The sequence below is a fragment of the Acidovorax sp. NB1 genome, from assembly GCF_005405905.1.
GTDB lineage: Bacteria > Pseudomonadota > Gammaproteobacteria > Burkholderiales > Burkholderiaceae_C > Acidovorax.
In genome coordinates this window covers 1-20,240 of the sequence record NZ_BJHU01000029.1, presented here as the reverse complement: position 1 = coordinate 20,240, position 20,240 = coordinate 1, and the positions used below count along the sequence as shown (strand labels likewise).

Annotated in this window: 19 protein-coding genes and 2 pseudogenes; 11 read left to right on the top strand and 10 right to left on the bottom strand. The window is 55.4% G+C overall.

Annotation, left to right across the window (positions count from 1 at the left end; translation table 11 throughout):
- Positions 1-11 precede the first annotated feature (11 nt).
- The 6 genes from AvAM_RS14505 (at position 12) to AvAM_RS26155 (ending at position 3,508) form a co-directional block, all read left to right on the top strand.
- A complete protein-coding gene (locus AvAM_RS14505; protein WP_056642836.1) occupies positions 12-1,058 on the top strand; it encodes a cation transporter in 1,047 nt (348 codons plus the stop codon).
- Positions 1,055-1,369, top strand: coding sequence for a DUF3703 domain-containing protein (locus AvAM_RS14500; protein WP_020228494.1), 315 nt, complete (start codon positions 1,055-1,057; stop codon positions 1,367-1,369). The genes AvAM_RS14505 and AvAM_RS14500 overlap by 4 nt, the downstream gene beginning before the upstream one ends.
- A gap of 113 nt (positions 1,370-1,482) precedes the next feature.
- Entirely contained in the window at positions 1,483-1,983 is a 501-nt protein-coding gene (gene lspA, locus AvAM_RS14495; protein WP_137747719.1) for a signal peptidase II, read from the top strand.
- Between the two features lie 82 nt (positions 1,984-2,065).
- Positions 2,066-2,683, top strand: a complete 618-nt coding sequence (locus AvAM_RS14490) for a hypothetical protein (protein ID WP_020228492.1) — start codon at positions 2,066-2,068, stop codon at positions 2,681-2,683.
- Between the two features lie 22 nt (positions 2,684-2,705).
- On the top strand, positions 2,706-2,951 hold the full coding sequence (locus tag AvAM_RS14485; protein WP_199227788.1) for a hypothetical protein: 246 nt from the start codon (positions 2,706-2,708) through the stop codon (positions 2,949-2,951).
- Between the two features lie 188 nt (positions 2,952-3,139).
- Positions 3,140-3,508, top strand: coding sequence for an HNH endonuclease (locus tag AvAM_RS26155; protein ID WP_082564900.1), 369 nt, complete (start codon positions 3,140-3,142; stop codon positions 3,506-3,508).
- A 212-nt stretch (positions 3,509-3,720) separates the two neighbouring features.
- On the opposite strand, the gene AvAM_RS14475 is transcribed toward AvAM_RS26155, so the two are convergent.
- Positions 3,721-4,755 carry an IS630 family transposase gene (locus AvAM_RS14475; protein ID WP_056642839.1) on the bottom strand — a complete coding sequence of 345 codons (1,035 nt, stop codon included), beginning with the start codon at positions 4,753-4,755 and terminating at the stop codon, positions 3,721-3,723.
- 392 nt (positions 4,756-5,147) lie between these two features.
- Here AvAM_RS14475 and AvAM_RS14470 point away from each other — a divergent pair, with 392 nt between their 5' ends.
- From AvAM_RS14470 to AvAM_RS14450, 5 genes are all read left to right on the top strand, one after another.
- Positions 5,148-5,477, top strand: a complete 330-nt coding sequence (locus tag AvAM_RS14470; protein WP_056642842.1) for a helix-turn-helix transcriptional regulator — start codon at positions 5,148-5,150, stop codon at positions 5,475-5,477.
- Positions 5,478-5,692: 215 nt separating this feature from the next.
- The gene (locus AvAM_RS14465) at positions 5,693-6,697 is read left to right on the top strand and encodes a CBASS cGAMP-activated phospholipase (RefSeq protein WP_056642845.1); all 1,005 of its coding nucleotides are present in this window, start codon (positions 5,693-5,695) and stop codon (positions 6,695-6,697) included.
- Between the two features lie 12 nt (positions 6,698-6,709).
- Complete coding sequence (locus AvAM_RS14460; RefSeq protein ID WP_056642848.1) at positions 6,710-7,879, top strand: cyclic GMP-AMP synthase DncV-like nucleotidyltransferase; 1,170 nt, start codon at positions 6,710-6,712, stop codon at positions 7,877-7,879.
- Positions 7,880-7,882: 3 nt separating this feature from the next.
- Positions 7,883-9,598, top strand: coding sequence for a ThiF family adenylyltransferase (locus AvAM_RS14455; protein ID WP_056642852.1), 1,716 nt, complete (start codon positions 7,883-7,885; stop codon positions 9,596-9,598).
- Positions 9,570-10,028 (top strand): Mov34/MPN/PAD-1 family protein, encoded by a 459-nt coding sequence (locus AvAM_RS14450; protein ID WP_158276489.1) that lies wholly within the window; start codon positions 9,570-9,572, stop codon positions 10,026-10,028. Before AvAM_RS14455 ends, AvAM_RS14450 begins: the two co-directional genes overlap by 29 nt.
- 69 nt (positions 10,029-10,097) lie before the next feature.
- Here the strand turns inward: AvAM_RS14450 and AvAM_RS14445 are convergent, their stop codons facing one another.
- The 9 genes and pseudogenes from AvAM_RS14445 to AvAM_RS14415 all read right to left on the bottom strand — a co-directional run.
- Positions 10,098-10,682, bottom strand: a complete 585-nt coding sequence (locus AvAM_RS14445; RefSeq protein WP_056642858.1) for a hypothetical protein — start codon at positions 10,680-10,682, stop codon at positions 10,098-10,100.
- 1,040 nt (positions 10,683-11,722) lie between these two features.
- Positions 11,723-12,202: a hypothetical protein gene (locus tag AvAM_RS25685; protein WP_171012235.1), complete on the bottom strand. Its 480-nt coding sequence runs from the start codon at positions 12,200-12,202 to the stop codon at positions 11,723-11,725.
- Entirely contained in the window at positions 12,199-13,026 is an 828-nt protein-coding gene (locus AvAM_RS25915) for a hypothetical protein (protein WP_249368150.1), read from the bottom strand. The genes AvAM_RS25685 and AvAM_RS25915 overlap by 4 nt, the downstream gene beginning before the upstream one ends.
- 84 nt (positions 13,027-13,110) lie before the next feature.
- Positions 13,111-13,569 (bottom strand): annotated as a pseudogene (locus AvAM_RS26150) (TniQ family protein); the annotation flags it as partial.
- A 36-nt stretch (positions 13,570-13,605) separates the two neighbouring features.
- Entirely contained in the window at positions 13,606-15,471 is a 1,866-nt protein-coding gene (locus AvAM_RS14435) for a TnsD family Tn7-like transposition protein (RefSeq protein WP_082564902.1), read from the bottom strand.
- A gap of 32 nt (positions 15,472-15,503) precedes the next feature.
- Positions 15,504-16,898 carry an ATP-binding protein gene (locus AvAM_RS14430; protein WP_056642864.1) on the bottom strand — a complete coding sequence of 465 codons (1,395 nt, stop codon included), beginning with the start codon at positions 16,896-16,898 and terminating at the stop codon, positions 15,504-15,506.
- Complete coding sequence (locus tag AvAM_RS14425) at positions 16,895-19,099, bottom strand: DDE-type integrase/transposase/recombinase (protein ID WP_082564903.1); 2,205 nt, start codon at positions 19,097-19,099, stop codon at positions 16,895-16,897. Before AvAM_RS14425 ends, AvAM_RS14430 begins: the two co-directional genes overlap by 4 nt.
- A complete protein-coding gene (locus AvAM_RS14420) occupies positions 19,096-19,686 on the bottom strand; it encodes a TnsA endonuclease N-terminal domain-containing protein (protein ID WP_082564904.1) in 591 nt (196 codons plus the stop codon). Before AvAM_RS14420 ends, AvAM_RS14425 begins: the two co-directional genes overlap by 4 nt.
- Before the next feature lie 431 nt (positions 19,687-20,117).
- Positions 20,118-20,240 (bottom strand): annotated as a pseudogene (locus AvAM_RS14415) (IS30 family transposase); the annotation flags it as partial.

Here is a 20,240-nt window from a genome sequence, read left to right as displayed (position 1 = left end):
GAGGAATACCCATGAGCGCCACCACAAAATTCGAAAGTACCTTTGCCGTTCCGAAGATGGATTGCCCGTCCGAGGAGAACATGATCAAGATGGCCTTGCAAAGCGTCGAAGGCGTGCAGTCGCTCACCTTCGACCTGCCGGGCCGAAAGCTGGTGGCCGTGCATCGCGCGCCGGTCGCCGAGGTGTTGCAGCGTCTCGAACCGCTGGGCTTGGGCGCGAAGCTGGTGCATTCGGCCGCGGTAGACGATAGCGCCGCCGGCAGCTTCAAGAGCACCTTCCATGTCCCGAAGATGGATTGCCCATCGGAAGAGAACATGATCAAGTTGGCCCTGCAAGACGTTCCCGGGGTGAAATCCCTGTCCTTCGACTTGGCCAACCGCAAGCTGACCGCAGTGCATGGCGCTCCGGTGGCGCAGGTCCTGCAACGCCTGGAGCCGTTGGGTCTGGGCGCCAAGCTGCTGGAATCGGACGCGGTCATGGGTGACGACGATGAAATCGACCCGCCTGACAATGCGGCCGAGGCCAGGCTGCTATGGATACTGCTCTCGATCAATGCGGCCATGTTCGTGATCGAGATCGTGATGGGCTTCATCGCTCAATCGACCGGGCTCATCGCCGACTCGCTCGACATGTTCGCCGACGCTGCGGTGTATGGGCTGTCCCTGTTTGCCGTCGGCCGAGCAGCTGCCCTTAAGACGCGTGCGGCTCACACGGCGGGCTGGTTGCAACTGGCGCTTGCGCTCATGGCACTCAGCGAGGTCGTTCGACGCTTCATCGCCGGGAGCGAACCTGTCTCGGGCCTGATGATGGGGATGGGCCTGGTGGCCCTGATCGCCAACGTCATCTGCCTGGTCTTGATATCCAAGAAGCGGGATGCCGGTGCGCACATGAAGGCAAGCTACATCTTCTCGGCCAACGACGTGATCGCCAATGCGGGCGTGATCCTGGCTGGCTTCCTGGTGGCCATGACCGGATCCAACTACCCTGATCTGGTCATCGGCACCGTGGTGGGTCTGATCGTCTTGAACGGTGCCCGGCGCATCCTGAGTCTCAAATGACGAACCTGACAGCCATAGACGATCGGCAGCGCGGGGCAGCATTTGCTCACCTCGTGGAGCGGGCGAGATCCCGAGGACCTGACCGGTGGAAGGTCCTGGAGGCCGCGCACGTGCTTGGCCAAGAGCGCTTCTGGCTTCATCTGCGGAGTCATTGGTACATGCTGGCCCTGGCCGCGCGTGAGCGTGACGTGCGGGAAGCCGCGGGCCAGCTGTTTAGGATCCTGCTGGTGCCGCTTGGCCACCTCTCGGGCAGGCTGCCGCTTGGCAACCCTGGCCGGGCCACGGTCAGTGCCTTCGCGCCAATGCTGTGAGACCGGAACTCGCTGAAATTCTGTCCGCGTCAATAGCACTCACGGCCGAGCACGGTGCGGCAACGCGCTGAATCCAACCACGGCCCTGCGATCTGGTCTAACCAACAAGAACGATGAAGTATGTCAACCGACCAGCTCGCTGGTATTGCCTTGCGCTTGTAGTCTTTGCCGCAGACCAGACTGCCAAGACCTGGATTCATCTGACCACCCTGCTCGGCTGGTCGCGCGAGGTCGCACCGTTCTTCAGCCTGGTCCACGTACTGAACCCCGGCGCGGCCTTCAGCTTCCTGGCCGGCACCGGCGGATGGCAACGCTGGTTCTTCCTGGCCATCGCCCTGGGCGCGTCGGCCTGGCTCGCTTGGCTGCTCGCCAAGCCGGTGCGCAGCCTCGAGGGCTTGGCTTATAGCCTCATCCTGGGCGGCGCCCTGGGCAATGCCTTCGACCGGGCTGTGCGCGGGTCCGTGATTGACTATCTGGACTTCCACCTGCACGGCTGGCACTGGCCGGCATTCAACATCGCCAACATGGCCATCGTTGGTGGCGCCGTTGGTCTCATTGCATCGTCAGTTCTGGGGCACCGCGAGGCAAACACATCCTCTCGAAGGCACACGTAACTGTTGCCGCTTAGCAGTCCCGACAACAAGGGAGCCCCCCAACCCGCGCGTGCAGGCGTGCTCTGCTGTGCGAAACTTCCTGATGACCAAAGGAATCATCGCGCTTGACGCTGACGGAGTCCTCCTGGACTACGGCTTGGCCTATGCCAGCGCTTGGCAGAAGGCGTTCGGCACGTACCCTGGCGAGCGCGATCCGCTCGCCTACTGGCCCATCGACAGATGGGAAGTGGAGCGAGTTGAAGGGGATAGGCTTGATCTGCTTCGGCGGGCCTTCGACAACGAGTTCTGGTCATCGATCCCGCCGGTTCCAGGAGCGATTGAGGCGTGCCACAAGCTCGCCGCGGCGGGCTACGAACTGGTATGCGTCACGGCCTTGCCTGCGGAATTCAGGGCAGCTCGCGAGCACAACCTGAGACTGCACGGATTCCCGATTCACCTGGTCCACGCCACCGACAACGTGGCAACGGCCGCGAGCCCTAAGGCCGACACGCTCAACTCCCTAAAGCCGATCGCCTTCGTCGACGACTACTTGCCGTACTTCGTGGGCGTCGATGCCGCGATCCATCGCGCATTGATTTTGCGTGGGATTACCGGGTCGCCCAACGCGGGCGACCTGTTGGTACACACGGATTCGCATCACGCCGACCTTCTTGCGTTTGCGAATTGGTGGTCGCAGCGCGCTGGTGATAAGTGCCGGTAACAGTTACTGCTGTTGAGAAACCATGATCTCGCAGAACTGCGATGAAGTGCCGGTGCTCAACCTGATGCACAGGCCTGACCCCAAGCGCGCGCCGGACATGCAGGACAAACGTACGGTGGTTCCGCTGGAAAAGGGGGACTGGGACACTTGGCTGCACGGCACCATCGAACGGGCAGAGTCGCTGATCAAGGTGCCACCGGTGGAGCTGTTTGTGCACAGGGCGAAGGATCCGGCGCAGCAAGTCGAGTTACCTGTTGAGTCAGCATGACGCATGCGTGCAACAGCCGGTACTTGCGCCGACTGGACGCAGCGATATAAATTATTGGTTGTCCGGGCTAACGCGAACCCGGCCGCGTCCGGGTTACCTGGCGCATAGCCGAGTGGTGCGATGCCCCGGCGCCCGACCTGTCCGGATATCGGCAACGGGAGTAGCTTCAACACTACCCCTGCTGCCAAATGAACAAGCTGGCCAAACTCCGTATCCAGTCCGCGATCGCCCAACAGGGCTGCTGCTTTTACTGCGGGCTAAAAATGATTGAGCCCACGCTTCCTGAACTTTCGCAATCAAGCGCGCCCACACGGTGGCGTAAGTTCCTTCGGTGCACTGCAGAGCATCTCACTGCGCGCCAACAGCAAGGCCGCGATGTAGCGCCCAACATCGTCGCCGCCTGCTGGTGGTGCAATTCCCGTCGGCACAGGGGACGTGAGGAGAAAGCGCCAGATTCATTGAGATATCGGCAGCGCGTGCAAAGCTTGATGAAAAAGGGGTGCTGGCACCCAGCAGGCAGGCTAGTTGTTGATTTACACGCAAACCATAGCCGGTGAAAATTAACCCAGAATTGCTTATTCAGTTTCAGGCTGATTGCGGCGATCCAAATCAAGGCCATCAGCAACTGCTAGCTGGCTGCACCAGTCACCAGGTGAATCCAACTACTTCCCTGGACGCTTGTTCGCGAGATCTGGCTGGCGCACATGACAGAACTGACCTTGCCCCTGTTTCGTGTAGCTCTTATTGATCCGCCCCCTGTGAACTTGACTCAAGCAGCGTAGCGAACCGGGGCGTGGTCGAAGTACTTTCGAATGCGCTCGGGCTGACGTTGCACGCTGCGCAAGTGTTTGGCCGTGGCCTTCACCAACTGCATCTTCGTGCGCGCCGGGGCCAGCTTGGTCACCGCCTGTTTGATGTCTGCATTGGCCATCTCATCGGGGTTCAACTCCGGGCTGTAGCTCGGTAGGTAGAACACCTCGATGGCGTCAGCGTGCTCTGCCAGCCTGGCCTTGACCGGCTTGGCGTGGTGCACCCGCAGGTTGTCCAGGATCAGGAACAGCTTCCTGCTCTGGCCCTTGATCAGTCGGCGCAGGAAGTCGATCAGAATCGTGGTGTTGAGCGCCCCGTCAAAGCTGCTCCAGCGCATCTGGCCCTTGTTGGTCACGGTGGAGATCACCGACAGGCCATGGCGCTTGTTGTTGACCCGCACCACCGGTGTCTGGCCCTTGGGCGCGAAGCTCCTGCCGCGCACGTCGTCGCTGCGCAGCCCGCTCTCGTCGCCCCAGTGAATCTCGGCTCCTTCAGCCTTGGCGCGTGCGGCGATGACCGGGTAGTCCTCATCGAGCCATTTCTTGACCGCCGCTGGCGACTGCTCGTAAGCCTTCTTCATAGGCTTTTGTGGTGTGAAGCCCCAGCGGGCCAGGTACTTGCCCATGGTGCGCACTTGCAGCCGGATGCCAAAGCGCTGCTCAATGAGTTGGGCCACTGCCGCGCGGGTCCACAGCGCATAGGGCATCTTGAGCTGATCTGGCGTCTTGTCGGCAATGAGCTTTCGCACCAGGGCCTCCTGGTCGGCATCGAGCAAGCGGTTTTCTCCGAACTTGCGTCCGCCAATGGTGTCGTGCAGAGCCTTGGCGCCGTGTGCCGCATGGCGCCTGCAGATGTTGAAGACGCCCGTGCGGCTCAGACCCGTGAGCGCTGCAATCTCGTCGTAGGTATTACCGGCTTTACGCAGTCGGATGACCTGCACGCGGCGCTCGTGCCGCGCTTCGCGGCTCAGCGATCTCATGTCGGTTGCTTGCATGAATCTGAGTTGAGGGCGGTACAGATAATTTCAAATGCACAAAGGCCTGGTCAATAACCCACGGTTCACGCGGCCTTTTTACGCTGTGCCTCGTACCAGCGCTGCTCGTACTGCATCGGGCTGAGGTAAAAACTCCAGTTTTCAGGGGCAACCTCAGTCCAGCAAGTACAGCCTGGGCTGGATTCCATTCAAGGCTCGGGCGTTGCAATACAAGGCTCCAGGAGCTGGATACGGGGCTTGTCCATGGGGATGAGGACGGCGTCGTAATGCATCGCTTTACAGAATCTATAGTTAACTGAATTTTTAGGGCTCATTCTATAGTCTAGTATTCATCGCGAGCGATAGATGGCTATACTTATCTAAAGATTCGTTGTTTTTTCTTTAGTTTACTTATGAAAACCGTTGGTCAGTTCGCTGCTGCACTGTCAGCCGCCAAGCAAGAGCAGGGGGTGACCCTGGCGGCGCTGGCAACCAACACGGGGCTCACGCCACTGGCCGTGCGGCAGATCCTCGATGGCAAAGTCTCCCCGCGCATCAGCAATGCCATGGCGCTGGCGTCCGAGCTGGGCCTTGAGCTGGTTCTGATGCCCAAGACGGCTGCTGCATCGTTCGAATCCAAAGGGGGGGAGCGCACCTTGCTGAGTCCGCTGGAACGGCAGCTGGGAGCGCCATCCATTGGAATCGTGGGTGACCAGAATTCGGAAGTGAAGGAGGGCCGATGAAATACCGCGCGCTGGATGTGTACCTTGGGGAGGGTAGACGCCAGTGGCGCAGCGCGGCAGAAAGCGATCAGCCAAGGCGCAATTAAGCTGTATTTAAAAGCAGGCTGTATGTTTATACTGCGCTACTGGTAGTGTATTGACACTGGTTGATACCCATATATAGTGTTTCATAGCACTCGCCATCGCGGAGTGCTAGAAACAACCAGTTATCCCCAATGCCCCACAATGTGCGCAAGCCCTTTCAGATTCTCGCCCTCTCTGGTGGAGGCTTCCGAGGGCTGTACACCGCAAAAGTCATAGCGGATGTCGAGAAAGAGATCGAAGCGCCGCTTGCATCGCGTTTCGATCTGATCACAGGTACTTCAATCGGTGGGATCCTGGCGTTGGCACTTGCCCTTGAGATTCCGGCGCAAGATATCGTAGACCTGTTTGTCGACCACGGGGAGGAGATTTTCGACAAGCGCTGGTCACTCTTCGGATTCTGGCGGTCGCCTTATTCACCGGAGCCGCTGAAGAAGCTACTGTCTGACTCCAAGCTATTTGGCGACCGGCTCTTGGGTGCATGCAAACACCCTGTCATCATCCCGAGTCTGAATTACTCTACCGGTGAACCGGTAGTTTTCAAGACGCCGCATCATGTCGATTTCAAGCGGGATCGCCATTTCACCATCGTAGACGTCGCGATGGCCACCAGCGCAGCCCCGGCGTACTTCCCAAGACACTGCTTCAACAACAGCCAGTATGTCGATGGCGGCTTATACGCCAATGCCCCCGGGCTCCTTGGTTTGCATGAGGCCCACAAGTTCTTCGGCCAGGACATCGACAACGTCCGCCTGATGGCGGTCGGCACGATGTCGTCGCGCTTCACTGTGGACCCCAGACAAGACCGGCAAGGTGGGGTCCGAGACTGGGGCGGCGGGTGGCCGATCAAGATGTCCCGGCGTCTCTTCGGCCTCTCCATTTCGGCGCAGGAGGTCTTGAGCGATTTCATGCTGACGCACCGCCTGGGAAAACACTACTGCCATGTAGACGACGAACTTCACGACGAACGTGCCCGTGCTGTTGCATTGGACATTGCAGACAAAAACGCCCGCGAAGTTCTGCTGAGCGCAGCTACCCAACGCTCCAAAGTTTGCATCAGCAAGCCGGAATTCCAAACCTTTTTGGAGCATTCGCCCTCCAAACCGATCTTCTTCCACGGCGAGAACGCACGCACCTGAGGCCCAAGAAACATGCTCAAACTCAACCGCCTGCTCTTCGCTACTGCCGAAGAAGTGTTCATCAACAGTATCGAACCTACCAAGGACCAGCGCCGGGTGCTGGTTGAAGCCAAGAACGAGATCCGCGATCACTTGAGGCCACGAATCCGAGAAGCGACGATCAAGGCGCTGGGCATGGACAAGGCCGTCACCCCGCGTTTCCGGACACAAGGCTCGTGGTCGTACCAAACCTGCGTGCAGCCAGCCTGGCATCCGCCCCAGGAAATGGACTGGGACTTCGGTGTCTACCTGCCAGTGTCTGTGTGGGAGGAAAGTGGGCCTCCGCACGCCATGGCCCAGCTCTACTTCAAACTGGTCGAAGGCCTCTTGAAGGATCTTTGCAAAGAAAAGGGCTGGAAGCTGTACAGCGGCAAGGACACATGCATTCGGGTGCAGATAAATGCCTGGGCGCATATCGATATCCCGTTGTACGCGGCGCCGGAAGCACAGTTTGCGCAAATCGTCGAGAAACGCGTGTTCGATGCGGCCGCGAAATCGGACGCACGTGAAGCGCTCGCCGCAGAATTTGCAGAAGAGGATTTCACCCTGCAGCAGTGGGAGGACATGGTCGACATCATGATGGCGACGCGCTCGGGCGAATGGAAACCGTCGGACCCCGAAGAGGTATCTCGGTGGTTCCTTGACCGTGTCGAGGAGCACACCGAGCAACTGCAGCGCGTGTGCCGTTACCTGAAGGCCTGGCGTGACCTGCACTGGAAGGCCGGCGACGGCCCCACTTCAGTGTGCATCATGATCGCCGTGGCGCAAGCCTTCGAACCCAAGCGTGGGCGCGACGACGTGGCGCTTGAGAGATCCGCACGGGCGTTGTCGATCGCGCTGAAGGGCAACGTGCACGAGCCCGCTATCGCAGAAGGCAAGGAAGATTTCAACAAGCGCCTGGATGCCAATGGCCGCCAACACGCATCGACCCTTGCTGCAACACTGGCTTCCCAGATCCAGGCAGCCAGAATGAAAGCATCGCACTTGGCCGGTGACGCGATCGATATCCTCCGAGCACAGTTGGGCAGCCGCGTGCCCTACCGGACGGACCTGGTTGAGCCGGACAGCGGCGACGACGTCGTCCGGCTGGTCGGCGCAGATCGGGTATCTCGCCCAGTAGTGAATTCGACAAGCGCAGGCTGAGCAATGCCGGAGGCTGCGGCATCGCTCCTTGGCGAGGCGCTCCGGCTGCTGAGGTCGCGCGGCTTCACGCCCAGCGGCTATCGGCGAGGCACGCGGTCATTCGATGGAGCACTTCCGTGTAAGGGCGGGCCGATCAAGGTCAGGCTCAGCGTCACCGACTGGGACTTTCTGACCTACCCCTCGATCAGGATCCTCGATCACCTCGATGTCCTGCCGCCCCTATCGCCGCACGTGTATGCATCGGGAGGTCTGTGCTACTTTGCCTCTGGCGCAGTGGTGTTGGACCGGTTCGATCCGGCAGAATCGATTGCGCAGTGCCTGGACCAGGCGCAACTCGTGCTGGATCGCATCCGGCATGACCCTGATTTCAGGCACGACGACATCCAGGACGAATTCCTGCAGCACTGGTCGCACGGCGAATCCTCCGCCGTCTATTCGGTGCTGATCGGGAACGTTGACCGAACGACCCAGTCGTCGAACTACTGGTTCTTGGACATTGCAGGTGCTTCGCACGCCGTTGTCGCCGACAACAAGGAGGAAGTCGAAGCGCTTGCCTTGGCGTTAGGGGCCCAGCCTCCCAAAGAGACGAAGTGTCCGTGCTGGCTGTTCGCAACTCAGACGCGGCCTGCGGTACCGAAAGCAATCCCGGCGACCATCAAAGAGCTATTCGCGTGGCTCCAGGCATGGGATCACCGGCTGTACCAGCAACTTCAACGCGTGCTCGAACGCGAGACACAGTATCTCAAGTACTCCATCGCAACGTTCGCCATCCACACACCGCTGGGGTGGCTAGGGTTCGGTTTTGATCTGGATCCGCTACATCGGCTTGGCGCTGCCAGGAAGCCTAGGCTCTATCGCCAATTTCTCCACACGAGAGGGGGAACGAGCAAGATCAGTAGGCTGGCGATCACCGAGTTCGGCCCGGACTTCGTCCACAGCCGCAATCTGACGTTCCCCGACCTGAAAGGAAAGAAGATCACCGTAGTCGGCTGCGGTGCCATCGGCTCGCATGTTGCACCGGGTCTCGTGCGGCTGGGCGCCGGCACGGGTGCAGGATGTCTGGACCTTGTGGACTACGATGACATGAAGCCGGAGAACCTTGGCCGGCATGTGCTGGGCTACCCTGCGCTCTTCAAGAGCAAAGCCGAAGCATTGGCCGAAGAGCTCAAGCGACAGTTCCCATTCGCAAAAATCCGGGCCCGCGTCCGCAGTGTCAAGGGACTCCCAGACCTCTTCGATGCGGATCTGGTGATTGATGCAACTGGCGAGGAGATTGTGAGCGAGATGATCAACGCCATGCGCCTGGACAAAGGCACTGAAGTACCGGTGCTCCACGTACGGATCCGGGGGAACGGGGAATGCGTCCAGACTTTCTGGGCAGAGGGGCGCCGCCTCGGATGCTTCCGATGCCTGTTGCAGGCTGAGCACAATCACTATCGGCAGGAGCGCTTCCCGGTCCTGAAAGAGCTGCCCACGCGCAAACAACTGGGCTGCAATGGCTTCACGCCGTACGCGGTCAGCGCACCGATGGCTGCGGCGGCGCTGTGCTTGGAAGTTGTAGTCGACTGGCTTCAATACGGACGGGCAAGCCCGCGATTCCGAACCAGCGCGATGGCCAATGCGAACGTCTACGGCGTCAAAAATCAGGACGTCTCTCGATTGGCTGCCTGCCCCGCTTGCGGGCCTCGTGATGCTCAAGCCACTGCCATTCGGCCGTAATGGCGCGATGCTGCTCATTGAGCCGCAATTATTGGAGCGGCTATTGGGCCTCAGGCAGCTGACGGCGTCCGCACCCGAGGCTGGCGGCATTCTGATGGGCTACCGCCGCGGCCCCCACACCCACGTGACAGAAGCTACCTTCCCGACGGCGGCAGATGTTCAGCGGCGTTTCGGATTCTTCCGTCATGCCACACATCACCAGCGGGTGTCGCGGCGTCGTTGGAAAGAAAGCGGCGAGACAATAGACTACGTCGGCGAATGGCACACGCACCCTGAAGACGCCCCCTTGCCATCAGGCGTCGACCTCAAGCACTGGCAGGACATCGCGCAGGGGGTTTCTAAACCGATGGTCTTCTTGATCGTCGGCCGAGTTTCTAACTGGTGCGGAGTCGGTATGGGGGCAGAATTGACATGCGTCTCCGACATGTAGGCCTCAATTCAAATCGCCGACCAATCAAAGATTGCCCCCCTCCAAACGGCTCCATATTGGTGATCGTTTTTACAGCGTGCGTCGGAACTCGAAATGACCGCCGGATTCACGACTGGTGAAATAGTTGCCGCTGAGGCGATCATAGGTGGCGACATCGACGACCAAAGACGCGGCTCCCTGGTAAACCATGTTCTGCCCGGGCGATTGATACTTTTCCCTCACCTCGTAGATGTAGTGGAGCAAGGGCCGCGCGGATTCCGGATCTTTCTTGACTGAAAGCGCTATGGTGCGCGACTCAGATCGTGGGGCATCCATCTCAATAGAAAGCGTGAAAAAATTCTGTTTGATCGACACGGTACCCAGTGCAAGACCAGTTTTTCCATCCTTTACCCAGTCAATGGATGCAGCCCAGGTTCCGTTGAGATCGGGATAGAGCCATTGATTGAGACGGGGCACTTTTTCCCATATCCAGCGCCAACCAACGTAGACGAAGAACAGTAGTCCGAGATCGATCACTACCGCACCGCTAAACACGCGAAGGAAGCTGACCTCAATACCTAGCCGTTCCATTCCAAGCGCCACAAGAAAAGCCAGCAGCGCATACAGTCCAGCTAGCATCGAAATCACTTTTGTCATCGGAAGAAGGCTAAACATCACGCCACCTTTCCGTGCTCAAAAACTATCGGGCCATATTGCTTCGACACAACTCCCGTGCAAATCACGCCCTCAAGGCAAGACCCGAAGGCAGCTGCAAGGTAGCGCCCACCGAACCTCAGTCCGTTCGCAGGAGTCTCCACTTGCGCGGAAATCGCGGGTGAAAAATAGACTGACACCTGGATGAGCGCAAGAGCTGTGTCAACGACGTGAAATCCATCGTGAAAAGGGCTCCCCTCCCGCGAGATATTCATCAAGACTTCAAATGTGGTTTTGTCATGGATGCCCCTTGGCTGTTCACTTCGCATAGGGAGGATTGGTATCGTAGACACGCCATCCCACACAATGACCCCCAGTCCAGAGAACGTTGTGTCAACCTGGGTATGAATCCTATGGAGGAGCGCCTTGAGCTTAGTTTTAGGCTCCATGGACTCTGGGGGCTTAGAAATCATGTGATTGGGTGGGCACGAGTTGCGTGGCGTATTGTCCGCCAGTATCTCCCGCATGCTCGTAGCGAACGCCAGTAGGCTTACGCCACATCTCGTGGTAGATCTGATGTTGGCCGGAGCACAGGAACCATTTTTATACCCAGCAACTTTAACCGGCACCATACCCTGGTCTGGTCAAGTAGACACGGAACGCATGGTCACCTTGCAGTGTACTTTGTGGTCAAGTGCATCTAGCTTCCGCAGCAATATACCTCTGCCGTCACATGCCTCCTGTATGGCCACTAAGACAATTGCTTTTAAAACGGTTGGTCCTGTGGGTAATCGTCAATTTAGTCACTTTTGCTGCATCACTTAATTGATGTCTCACTTTTTAGGTTCAGCCGACGAGTGAATTACGCCCTGTCGTCATAATTTATGTGTTTGATGGTGCTGTAAATGCCGTCGTGGCCCCCTCGAAGTTCTAGGCGCTGAGGAGGTCGGGTTCGTCGGGGGCGGAATATCAGCATCGGCGGCAAGCCGCCTCCGCAGAGCAGTTGAAGGATTTTAGTCAGATGATTATTCGCGATATTTGACTAGAAGATGTCGCTTGTATTAATTCAGAGGTTTTAAGTCGACTCGGTTGAGGCGGTGTAATCGGGCTATCTGCTCTGGGTCTGTGTTAAAAGATTCACGAATTGCTTGACGACTTAATCCGCTTGAAAGCAAATCGATTGCAGAGCGCGCGTGTTCCCTGTTACGGGAAGTCGTGTTGAGCCCTGCCGCTAGCAGAACTGTTGTAGGCGTCATATTTGTCTCTGCAAGAGCTAACGCTTGTGCTGCCCACAGTGCCAATCTACGATCTTTGTCGGCGTTGATTTTGCTTATCATCGTGTGCAGCCTACTGCCGGGTGGGGTTGCTCTGGTAATTGAAGAAACTCCTCTTGATGATAGTTGAGAAAGTCTTGATCTGGTGATCTTATGAGGGCGCCGTTCTATGCGAATCGCCTTCATTAATGCGAATACGAGGTCTCTTTCAATGTCATCTATTTTTGGATTTTTATGTTCTTTTTTTCTGTTGGTGGGAGTGCTCAAATTTTTGGAGGCAGGGATTTTTGCTGATGTAAGTTTGGTGATCGGTTTGAGTGGGGGGCTGTAAAATCTGATGGGCTTAATTTTGCGGTGCTTATCAGCCAGTTCTGGTCCCTTATAATTGCTCTAAAGAGGGGGCGCGATGCACTGGCGAATATTTTTTTAAAATCTCCATTTTTTTTTAATAGTCGACCTAACTTCTTTCTATCGCTCTCAATCGGCGGCAGTGTTTTCAACTTTGGACACCATCTTTTAATCGAATCTGGATGATGGATCCTCAGGAGCCAGTAGAGTCGAGGGTGAGATCTCTGGAATTTCGTAGCCACCTCGCCTGGGTATGCTTTTGAAAAGTTCAGGAGGACTTCTTCGGCGTGCTTCAAACCGTAGACGTACTTCGGACTCCTTTGCTTGATGTGAATGCCGACAGTTCTATTTTTTGAAATTAATAGTGCGGATTCGTCGAAGGTTAGTCCAGCGGCAGTGAAGAGGGATGCAAAGTCCTCAGCTTTAAACCTCCCCAAATCCAGATTGAGTCTGAGATGGCAGTCGCTGCTCGGCGGCGCGATAACGAATTTGTGAGGAGAAATGCTGATTGGCTTACCGTAAACTTTGATAAGAGATTTGATATATCCTGTGGAGAAGTCATGCGGCGATAGTCCAAGAGCTTCGCTGGCGGCGGACTTGACTTGAGCGTGCGACCACAGTGAATTTTTAGAAAAAATTGAATCCGCACAAAATTTACTCAATCGCTTGAAGGCACTGCTTACTGGCGATTTTCTGACCGGCAATGACCGTAGATCCGCGCCGCATTCGCAGACGATGGGCATAGGTCGAAGTACCATTCTGTTAATTGGCACAACAAGCATTTTGCACTTGGGGCATGAAATTCTTAACCATTCTTCATGAACTGTGCATGTCAATGCGGGCTGCATCTGATGAATTCGATGAAGATAGGGCTCACCGTATTTTTTGAAGTCCTCATCAAGACAGGATGGACAGAAACGCACAGCGGGTTGGTGATTGCAAGGAATGAATCCAAGGGACCGAAGTCTCCCACTTCGTGTTCCATACCCCGCTGTCTCTAGGTTCAGCGGTCTCTTGTGAGCCGTGTTGAATACTCGAAAGAATTGACTTGTAGTTAACCTATCGGTGACTTCATTTCCTGGTAGCCCCATTTGATCGGTGATGAATGCTACGACTGCAGGATGAGGCGGGCTTGCCTGATAAATTGAAAGATTGGGACTGAGGTGGGCTACAGAATTTGATATTTTTCGAAAAACACTCTCACCATTGTGAACTACAAATCTTGTGAGAACCGAGCACAGAACTTCGTCTGGGTAAGGGGTGGGAACGTATGGCAGGAATACCATGAAGGGGCTTAGAGAGTTAGTTGGTGCCCAAGACCTTTAGGTGTGCTCGTTGATTCGTCGTTGAGCGTACGCGATAAGGTCCGCAGGCCATATACGAAGGCCTGCAGCACGCTGAATTTTCCATAATTTAATGTCGGACTCTCGTTGCACTAAAAAATCGATTGCGAAGTTAACCCTCCGAATTCTGAACGACTCAGGTGTCTCCGAAAAACGTGATAAGAGCGCCTTAAAGTGGGGTAGTTTGTCGCGGCGCCATTGAGAGGATTGCCCCAGCCCTGAGCAAAGCCGAGCTACTGAGATTCGCATGGGTGGTTCAGCCCTTAATAGCAAGATCATCCTAGTGAGAACTTTCGAGCAGAGCTCCTGATCTCGGGCCGGCCAATTCACCGTACCACGCGTGCTCACCGATTTGCGATATTGCGCATTGGAAGTAAGTAGCCAACTGCGATCATGTCGATAGAGCCAAGCATAGTCAGAAAAGCCCAGAGACCTTGCTTTGGAGATTCCCTCAACGCCAGGCGTTTTTAACACTCCCATCCACCGGTCACGCCGAGACGTTCGTTGTGCCATGAAAAGTGAACGTTGGCGGTGCAGTTTGGTGCCCTTCTCGTACGCTAATTCCCGATATATAGTTTGCACGGAAACCCCATTACGAAGGGCAATAGACTGCAATTCCAAACCTGACAACAAGTCGTGCCCTATCGAAGTTCGAGTTTGGGCGCCGACGAATTTACGACGCTCTTTCACTTCGATTTTTCGCTGTCTACGATACTTGACGATGGTGCCGACACTCTTGCCCGTTTGTTGAGCTATCTGACGGCAGGACAATGACGGGTTGCGTAGGAGATGTTCTATTTCAAGGCCTGGTACTTGTAGGGATTTCTTTGTCTCACCACGAGGAATCGCGTGCGCACTTCCTCGTGTCGCTTCGCGTGAAGACCGCTCTGCGTCAACTGCCAAGCTGAACTCTGCTATGGAGCCAAATAAAAAATCAATCATCAGCAGGTGGCATATCGGATGCAATGAGCGGTCAGGACGCTCAACCAGATCTTCAATCCAGCGCAAAGGACTTCTGGCGGTCTGCAGCAGTCGTGATTGATGCTGAAAGTTAGCGAAGTCGGCAAAGTAGTGCCTCACCTCAGTTGCAACTAATTGGTAGTCGAGGCTTCGACGGCTCGACTGAAAGCCTTTTGCCGACAGGCGGTTTCGATATACGTTGGAGCGATCGGCATTGTTTATCGGCGGTAGTGCTGCCAGCAGGAGATCCGCTGATAGTTGCGCAAATCGGAATTGAAAACCACATTCAGGGGTTATGCATTCCTCGCCGCTAGGAAGGCCTGGATACATTAGGGGTTGGCCAAATAGGCCTTCCTTTGGGACACTTTGTTGTTGCAACTGCAGAGAATGGCGGACGCAGCAGTTCACTCCGGGTAGATGGTGCTGCCGATGCCAGTAGTGGCAGCCGTTCATCTCAATATCTTCGGCTACACATGCGGGGCAAAAGCGGTGTGGCGTGTTGATTCCGAACCGGTTTGCAACGAGACCAAGCCGCAGTTTCAAGTCAAGGGAGTTACTTGAGCGCGAGTCCTCCATTAGTTGTGCATAGCGCTCGTGATCCAAGAACGGCCTGTGATACGGTAGCAGCGTACTGGCTTCCATAAGAGCGGCGAAAGAGTCGTGTGGCAGCGCCCCCGCGTATCGCTCGTTCATGGCATCGAAGTGAGTGGGAAGGGTAAGGCTGGGTGTAACCGTCCTGCCACCAAAAATTTTCCTCACTGCGTCTCGGCCCGTTCCCCACGCATTCAAGATTGCTAACCTGCACAGCCATGAATACAGCAGTTCGTCATGGAGCAGCTCAGGCGTGTAGCAGATAGTTGTTGAAGCGAGGCGAGCGCGGTGCACGTTTGCTAACTCCAGTCAATCAGCAAGTAGTCTCAGCGGGCCAGCGGATCCTCTAAGGGGAGGTCAACCGGCCGAGGCGAGGCCCTTTTTTTGTTCTTTGTCGCAGCGGGACTGGGGGGCACGCTCTCTTCGTGTACATCGTCAAACTCATCGTTTTTTACCCCTTTGGGTCGAGCAGGCTCCTCTGCCCCAAGCAGGGCGCGCATAGCTTTGTACCTAGGACTGAACAGCAGATCGTCAAACATTCGAAGCTTTGCAGGGTTCTTGCTGAGCAAGGCTGCAATTGCCGGTCCAAGAAATGCCATGTCAGTCGCCGCGGTTCGCTGAAACGCAGTAGCGTCGATAATTTCGCGCCCGCCAATCTCATTGTGCTGAGATAGTGTGAACGCGAGCGCCGCGAAGGCCGTATTTCCCGCTGAGGCCGTGTACCAAGCATCAAGGATTTCTTTCGTCAGCTTTGTCTTTGTCTTGACAAACGTATAGTCCCAATACGTATCGCAGAATTCTTCCCACTGAGGGCTATTCCTTGCCATCGGCTCAATTACCAAGCTCCCGAAGGAAGCGAGTTTGCGGGTGTTTCGTACCGCTCCTTCTACGACAGCTTGGACCGCTGGTGTTGCAAGCGCCAACAAGCTAATGCCGAGCCGCTCAATGATTTCACTGAATAGGTTTAGTACAAGCTCCGCATTTTGGGCGCGCGCGCTGCGCAAATTCTGAACTTCATCAACGACAATAAAGCCCAAGGAGACAGCTGTTGCGACTTTGTTCATCAAGTCGACCATGGGCGCAATATTGCGTAGCGCTGCCGCCTTCCGCGAATAGTCGGTTCCTAGCAGTCGGTCGATCTCGTTGAAGAATTGCAGGCACAACGACTTGAGTGTTGCGTCGTGAGGCACTCTGAGAAGAACGTATACGACCTGATGGCATTTCAGATCAGCTCCGTGATAATTCGAGTGGCAAATAACCTGCTTGTATCTCAGCAAAGCTGCAGCTGCGAAAGTAGTCTTGCCTTGCCCGCTAACAGACATCATGAAGTAGCCTTTAGCCGAAGGTTTCCAGTCAGCGGGCATTGGTAGACCATTGGTTCCGGTGGTGGCAATGGCGTGCCTCCTCTGCCGGTCCATCGTAGTCAAAGGGTGGCGCGCTACATAAGTGTCGCGGGCCATCTTGGCCAGGGTGAAGCCAGCCTTTTGATATTCAGGGAAAGGGTAGACGATGTCGTTGATGGTGGACAGCTCCATCAGTCGAACGACCTCGCTACTCCTGCGAAGCGTTGCCGACGGCTTCGCTGGGTAGTGCGCGAGGTTAGTCAGAAAGTCACTTTTGCTTTGCTCCAGAGGCGGCATTGCCTCAATGAACGGATTGCCTGCAAATCGAGAAACTCCTGTATCGTGATACACCGCAGGGAATATCTCAACATCCTTCATCGCTTGCTCCTGTTTAGCTTCACTAGTTCTACCAATCGAGCCTTCTCCTCTCGCTCCACTTCACTCCAGCTTTTCCCAACGGACGCACTGGCCGTGTGCTCTTCGAACTCTGTGTGTGTTTGGGCATGCAACTTGTTTTTGAGTTTTGCGGTTTCTTGATACCTAGCTCGTTGCATATCAACATTAGGTAAACGTTCGGCGGGGGCGCTCTTATGCCGGTTGTTGACAGGCTTGGCCGCCTTTGCGGCAACCCGTACGCGTCGACTTTCATGGTCGGAGCGGGCCCAAAGGCGTGCATTGACAGCCGCGAAGGCCTCCTCCTCGTCAATTGAAATTCCTTCGCTGTCCCTTGCGTCACCAGCGCCCATCACGAAACACGGCCATTCGCCGTGTCTGCTCGCTATCATGATTACCGCTGGCTGCGTCTTGTCGAGTCGGATGTCCAGAGAAGGCCTGTTTCTGGGCGATCGCCTGATGTAGTCGATTGCGGCCTCGTTAGAGGGATGATATGCACGAGTCTTGTAGCGAAGAACACCTCCTGAAATACTCGCTTTATCTGAACTGAGTAACAGTCGGTAATAGTCTTCTTCCGTGTACGGTGCAGACCGAAGTCCCGTTATGTTTTCGAGTCCCCAAACATACGCATTTTTCGGCGTAGGTTCGATGCCGTGTTGTGTAAGGATTTTTCGACGCTTGAGGGCTTGATGGGGACGGTTGTTGTAGTCCTTCACAATTTCGATTAACGCTCGGTACGCATCCGCAAGTGTGTGCACTGCAGCAGCTTCAGCCTTACGTGCGGCCCTTCTTGATTGAGGATCTAAGGGACGGTCTGCGTAAACACCTTTCATCCCCGATGCCGCCATGCGCTGCTTGATAGTGCGGATTAGCCTCTCTACTATTGCTTTGCCGTCTGGGCATAGAGGGGGGAGTGGCGTCAGGTCGATGCGCAGATCATCGACCACGCTTTGCAACATAGATCCACTCATGAAGTCGGATCCACGATCAGGACAGATAACGGCTGGAATGCAGCCTATAGGCCATTGATTGTCAGAAACTTCTATGCCCAATCTCGAGAAGCGTTTTTCGCGAGAGGTAAATGCAATTAAGAGCGTATTGCGAACTTCCTCGTACGAAGGCGCGCGCAAAGAGATGTACGCTGAGACGACAAATCTACTCCACCGGTCAATTAGGAAGTAAATGGTTGGTTTGCCTACCACTACAGGATTTTTTTCGCTGGAGACTAGGTAGAGTCGCCCTCCGGTAGAATCGATCTCATATATTTCACCTGGACCTGCCGAAACTAGCGAGTTGGTGTTGGCAGGGTCACGACGAAGCCTGCGCTCATTTCGTGCTAAGTCTTCCGTAAGCTGCAACTCACCATTTATGTAGTAGCAAAACTGGCGATAGGTTACTGGCTCTGATATCTGTTTTTTTATGTACTGGCGATAAGTATCAGGGTGGCTCTTCTGGAAAAAAGTGCTTAAGTAGGTTTCGTGCGCAGTGGTCTTATTTGTTGGCCCCTTTCTGAGCAATTGCTTATAGCATCTGAGCATGTCGTCGACATCATCCGGAGTGACAACAAAATTATTAGGACCTAGTTCATCGCTCAGAATAGTTTTCCGGCCGCGGCGATTATTGGCCTTATCCGGAATTTCGCCATTTGCATGGTCTTTTTCACCTGACTCTTCACGACCCCTCGTGGTGCGCTTGGGGCCGCGAGGCAGTGCAACCAGTGCTATTTTTGTGCTGCCGAAGTAGTAGTAACGAAGGATGAGACGGTGCAGCGTCTTTTCCGCAACGTCTATGCTTAAAGCTCTCTCTCGAATTAAGGCGGTAAAGTGATGTCTCGATAGGTTCGTCCTATTTTCAAATGCTTGTATTACAGGCGCGATCTGGACCCATGCTGATTGAATTTTTCCTGCCTGAGAACTACCGCTTTCGGCTGGCACGGAGAGCTGTTGTGGAAGTACTATGCGACCCCATTTCGATGTAGGTGAGGTGAGCGCGCTAAGTTGATTCCAAGAATAGAAAATCGGTCGTTTGGCATACCTGGCTTCTTCGGGTGTGCCCACCCACATCGCATATACCCCATCCTCAAAAATATGAGTTAGGCGAAGATACCGACCTGGTCGTTCGGAGTCATGCAGTGCCAAGCCTACATGAAGGGTTGGCTGATTGGGTAGCGCACGAAAATCAGTCATCGCTTCTTCTGATTCAAAAACAGTGGTCGATTGAGCGCCAACGGATGACCAAGCGAGATATCTATTTGACCTGACCAAGCACAGTACCGAAACATGTCCAGCACCTGCGAATTGGGGAGTCGAAGAGTCTTGGTGAGCCTTGCCACTAACTCACTGAGCAACTCGTTGCTTTTGTAGAAGCTCTCGAAAGCAAGTAAGAAGCGTGGATCAAGTTGTGTTTCCGGATTGAAACGATGGCGAAACCACCCACGCATGAAGCGCAGGATTTCAAGTAGTGTCTTATTGAAGCGCGACGTATCTACCAACGTCCAAGGTATGCCTCGTTCTTGACACCATCTGTGCTCCACCTCTAAACGCAATCTCTTTGACGGATCGGCCGCATCTTCAGAAGTCTTAACGCTCGCTGCACGGTAGCTCTTTCCGTCCGCCGTCAGTTCCGTGATCAGAAAGTCGATCGTGAAGGGCTCCGGCAACCCTCTCTTATATATGTGTCGAACCTCAAGTTCCGTACAGAGCTCTAGAGTCCTATCCAAATCCAAGATAGGCCATTGCTCTCGAATGTCCACCACACTCTCACGACGTTCCATAAGGTACAGATAGGTGGCCTCCAGATCGGAAAGACCTTGATGCGGGCGACCCGTAACGATGCCATGCCCACCCAACGAAGTGCCGCGTGAAGGAACGTCGCGTATGTAAAGCCAAGGCAGGTACTCGGCGCCCTGGAGCAGGCCTCGTCCCCTCTTGACGCGTGCTCTTAAATGGCTGGGGTAGAGGAGGGGGTCTGGTTTCCAATGCACGCGTCCATTCTGAGGGAATCACCAAAAAAGTCCATAAAAATTGTTTAAAAAGTCCAAAACATTAGTCGAATAAGGGAGCTGATTCCAACAAATAAAGTGCGTCGGACGTGAATAAAGTCCGTCGGGGAAATTCCGCATTGAGAAATGAATGACGCCTCATTTGAGGCGGTTCATGTATCGACGGGTGTGGAGGGTGCGATGGGCTGCTTCAGGCGGCGGATTCAACCGGTCGATGCAACACATTCGCTGAACATCTCAGCGGGTGTGTGGAAGCCCAGCGTCTTACGCGGCCTCTCATTCAATTGTCTCGCAATGGCGTTGAGCTGAAGCTGTGAGAGACCCGA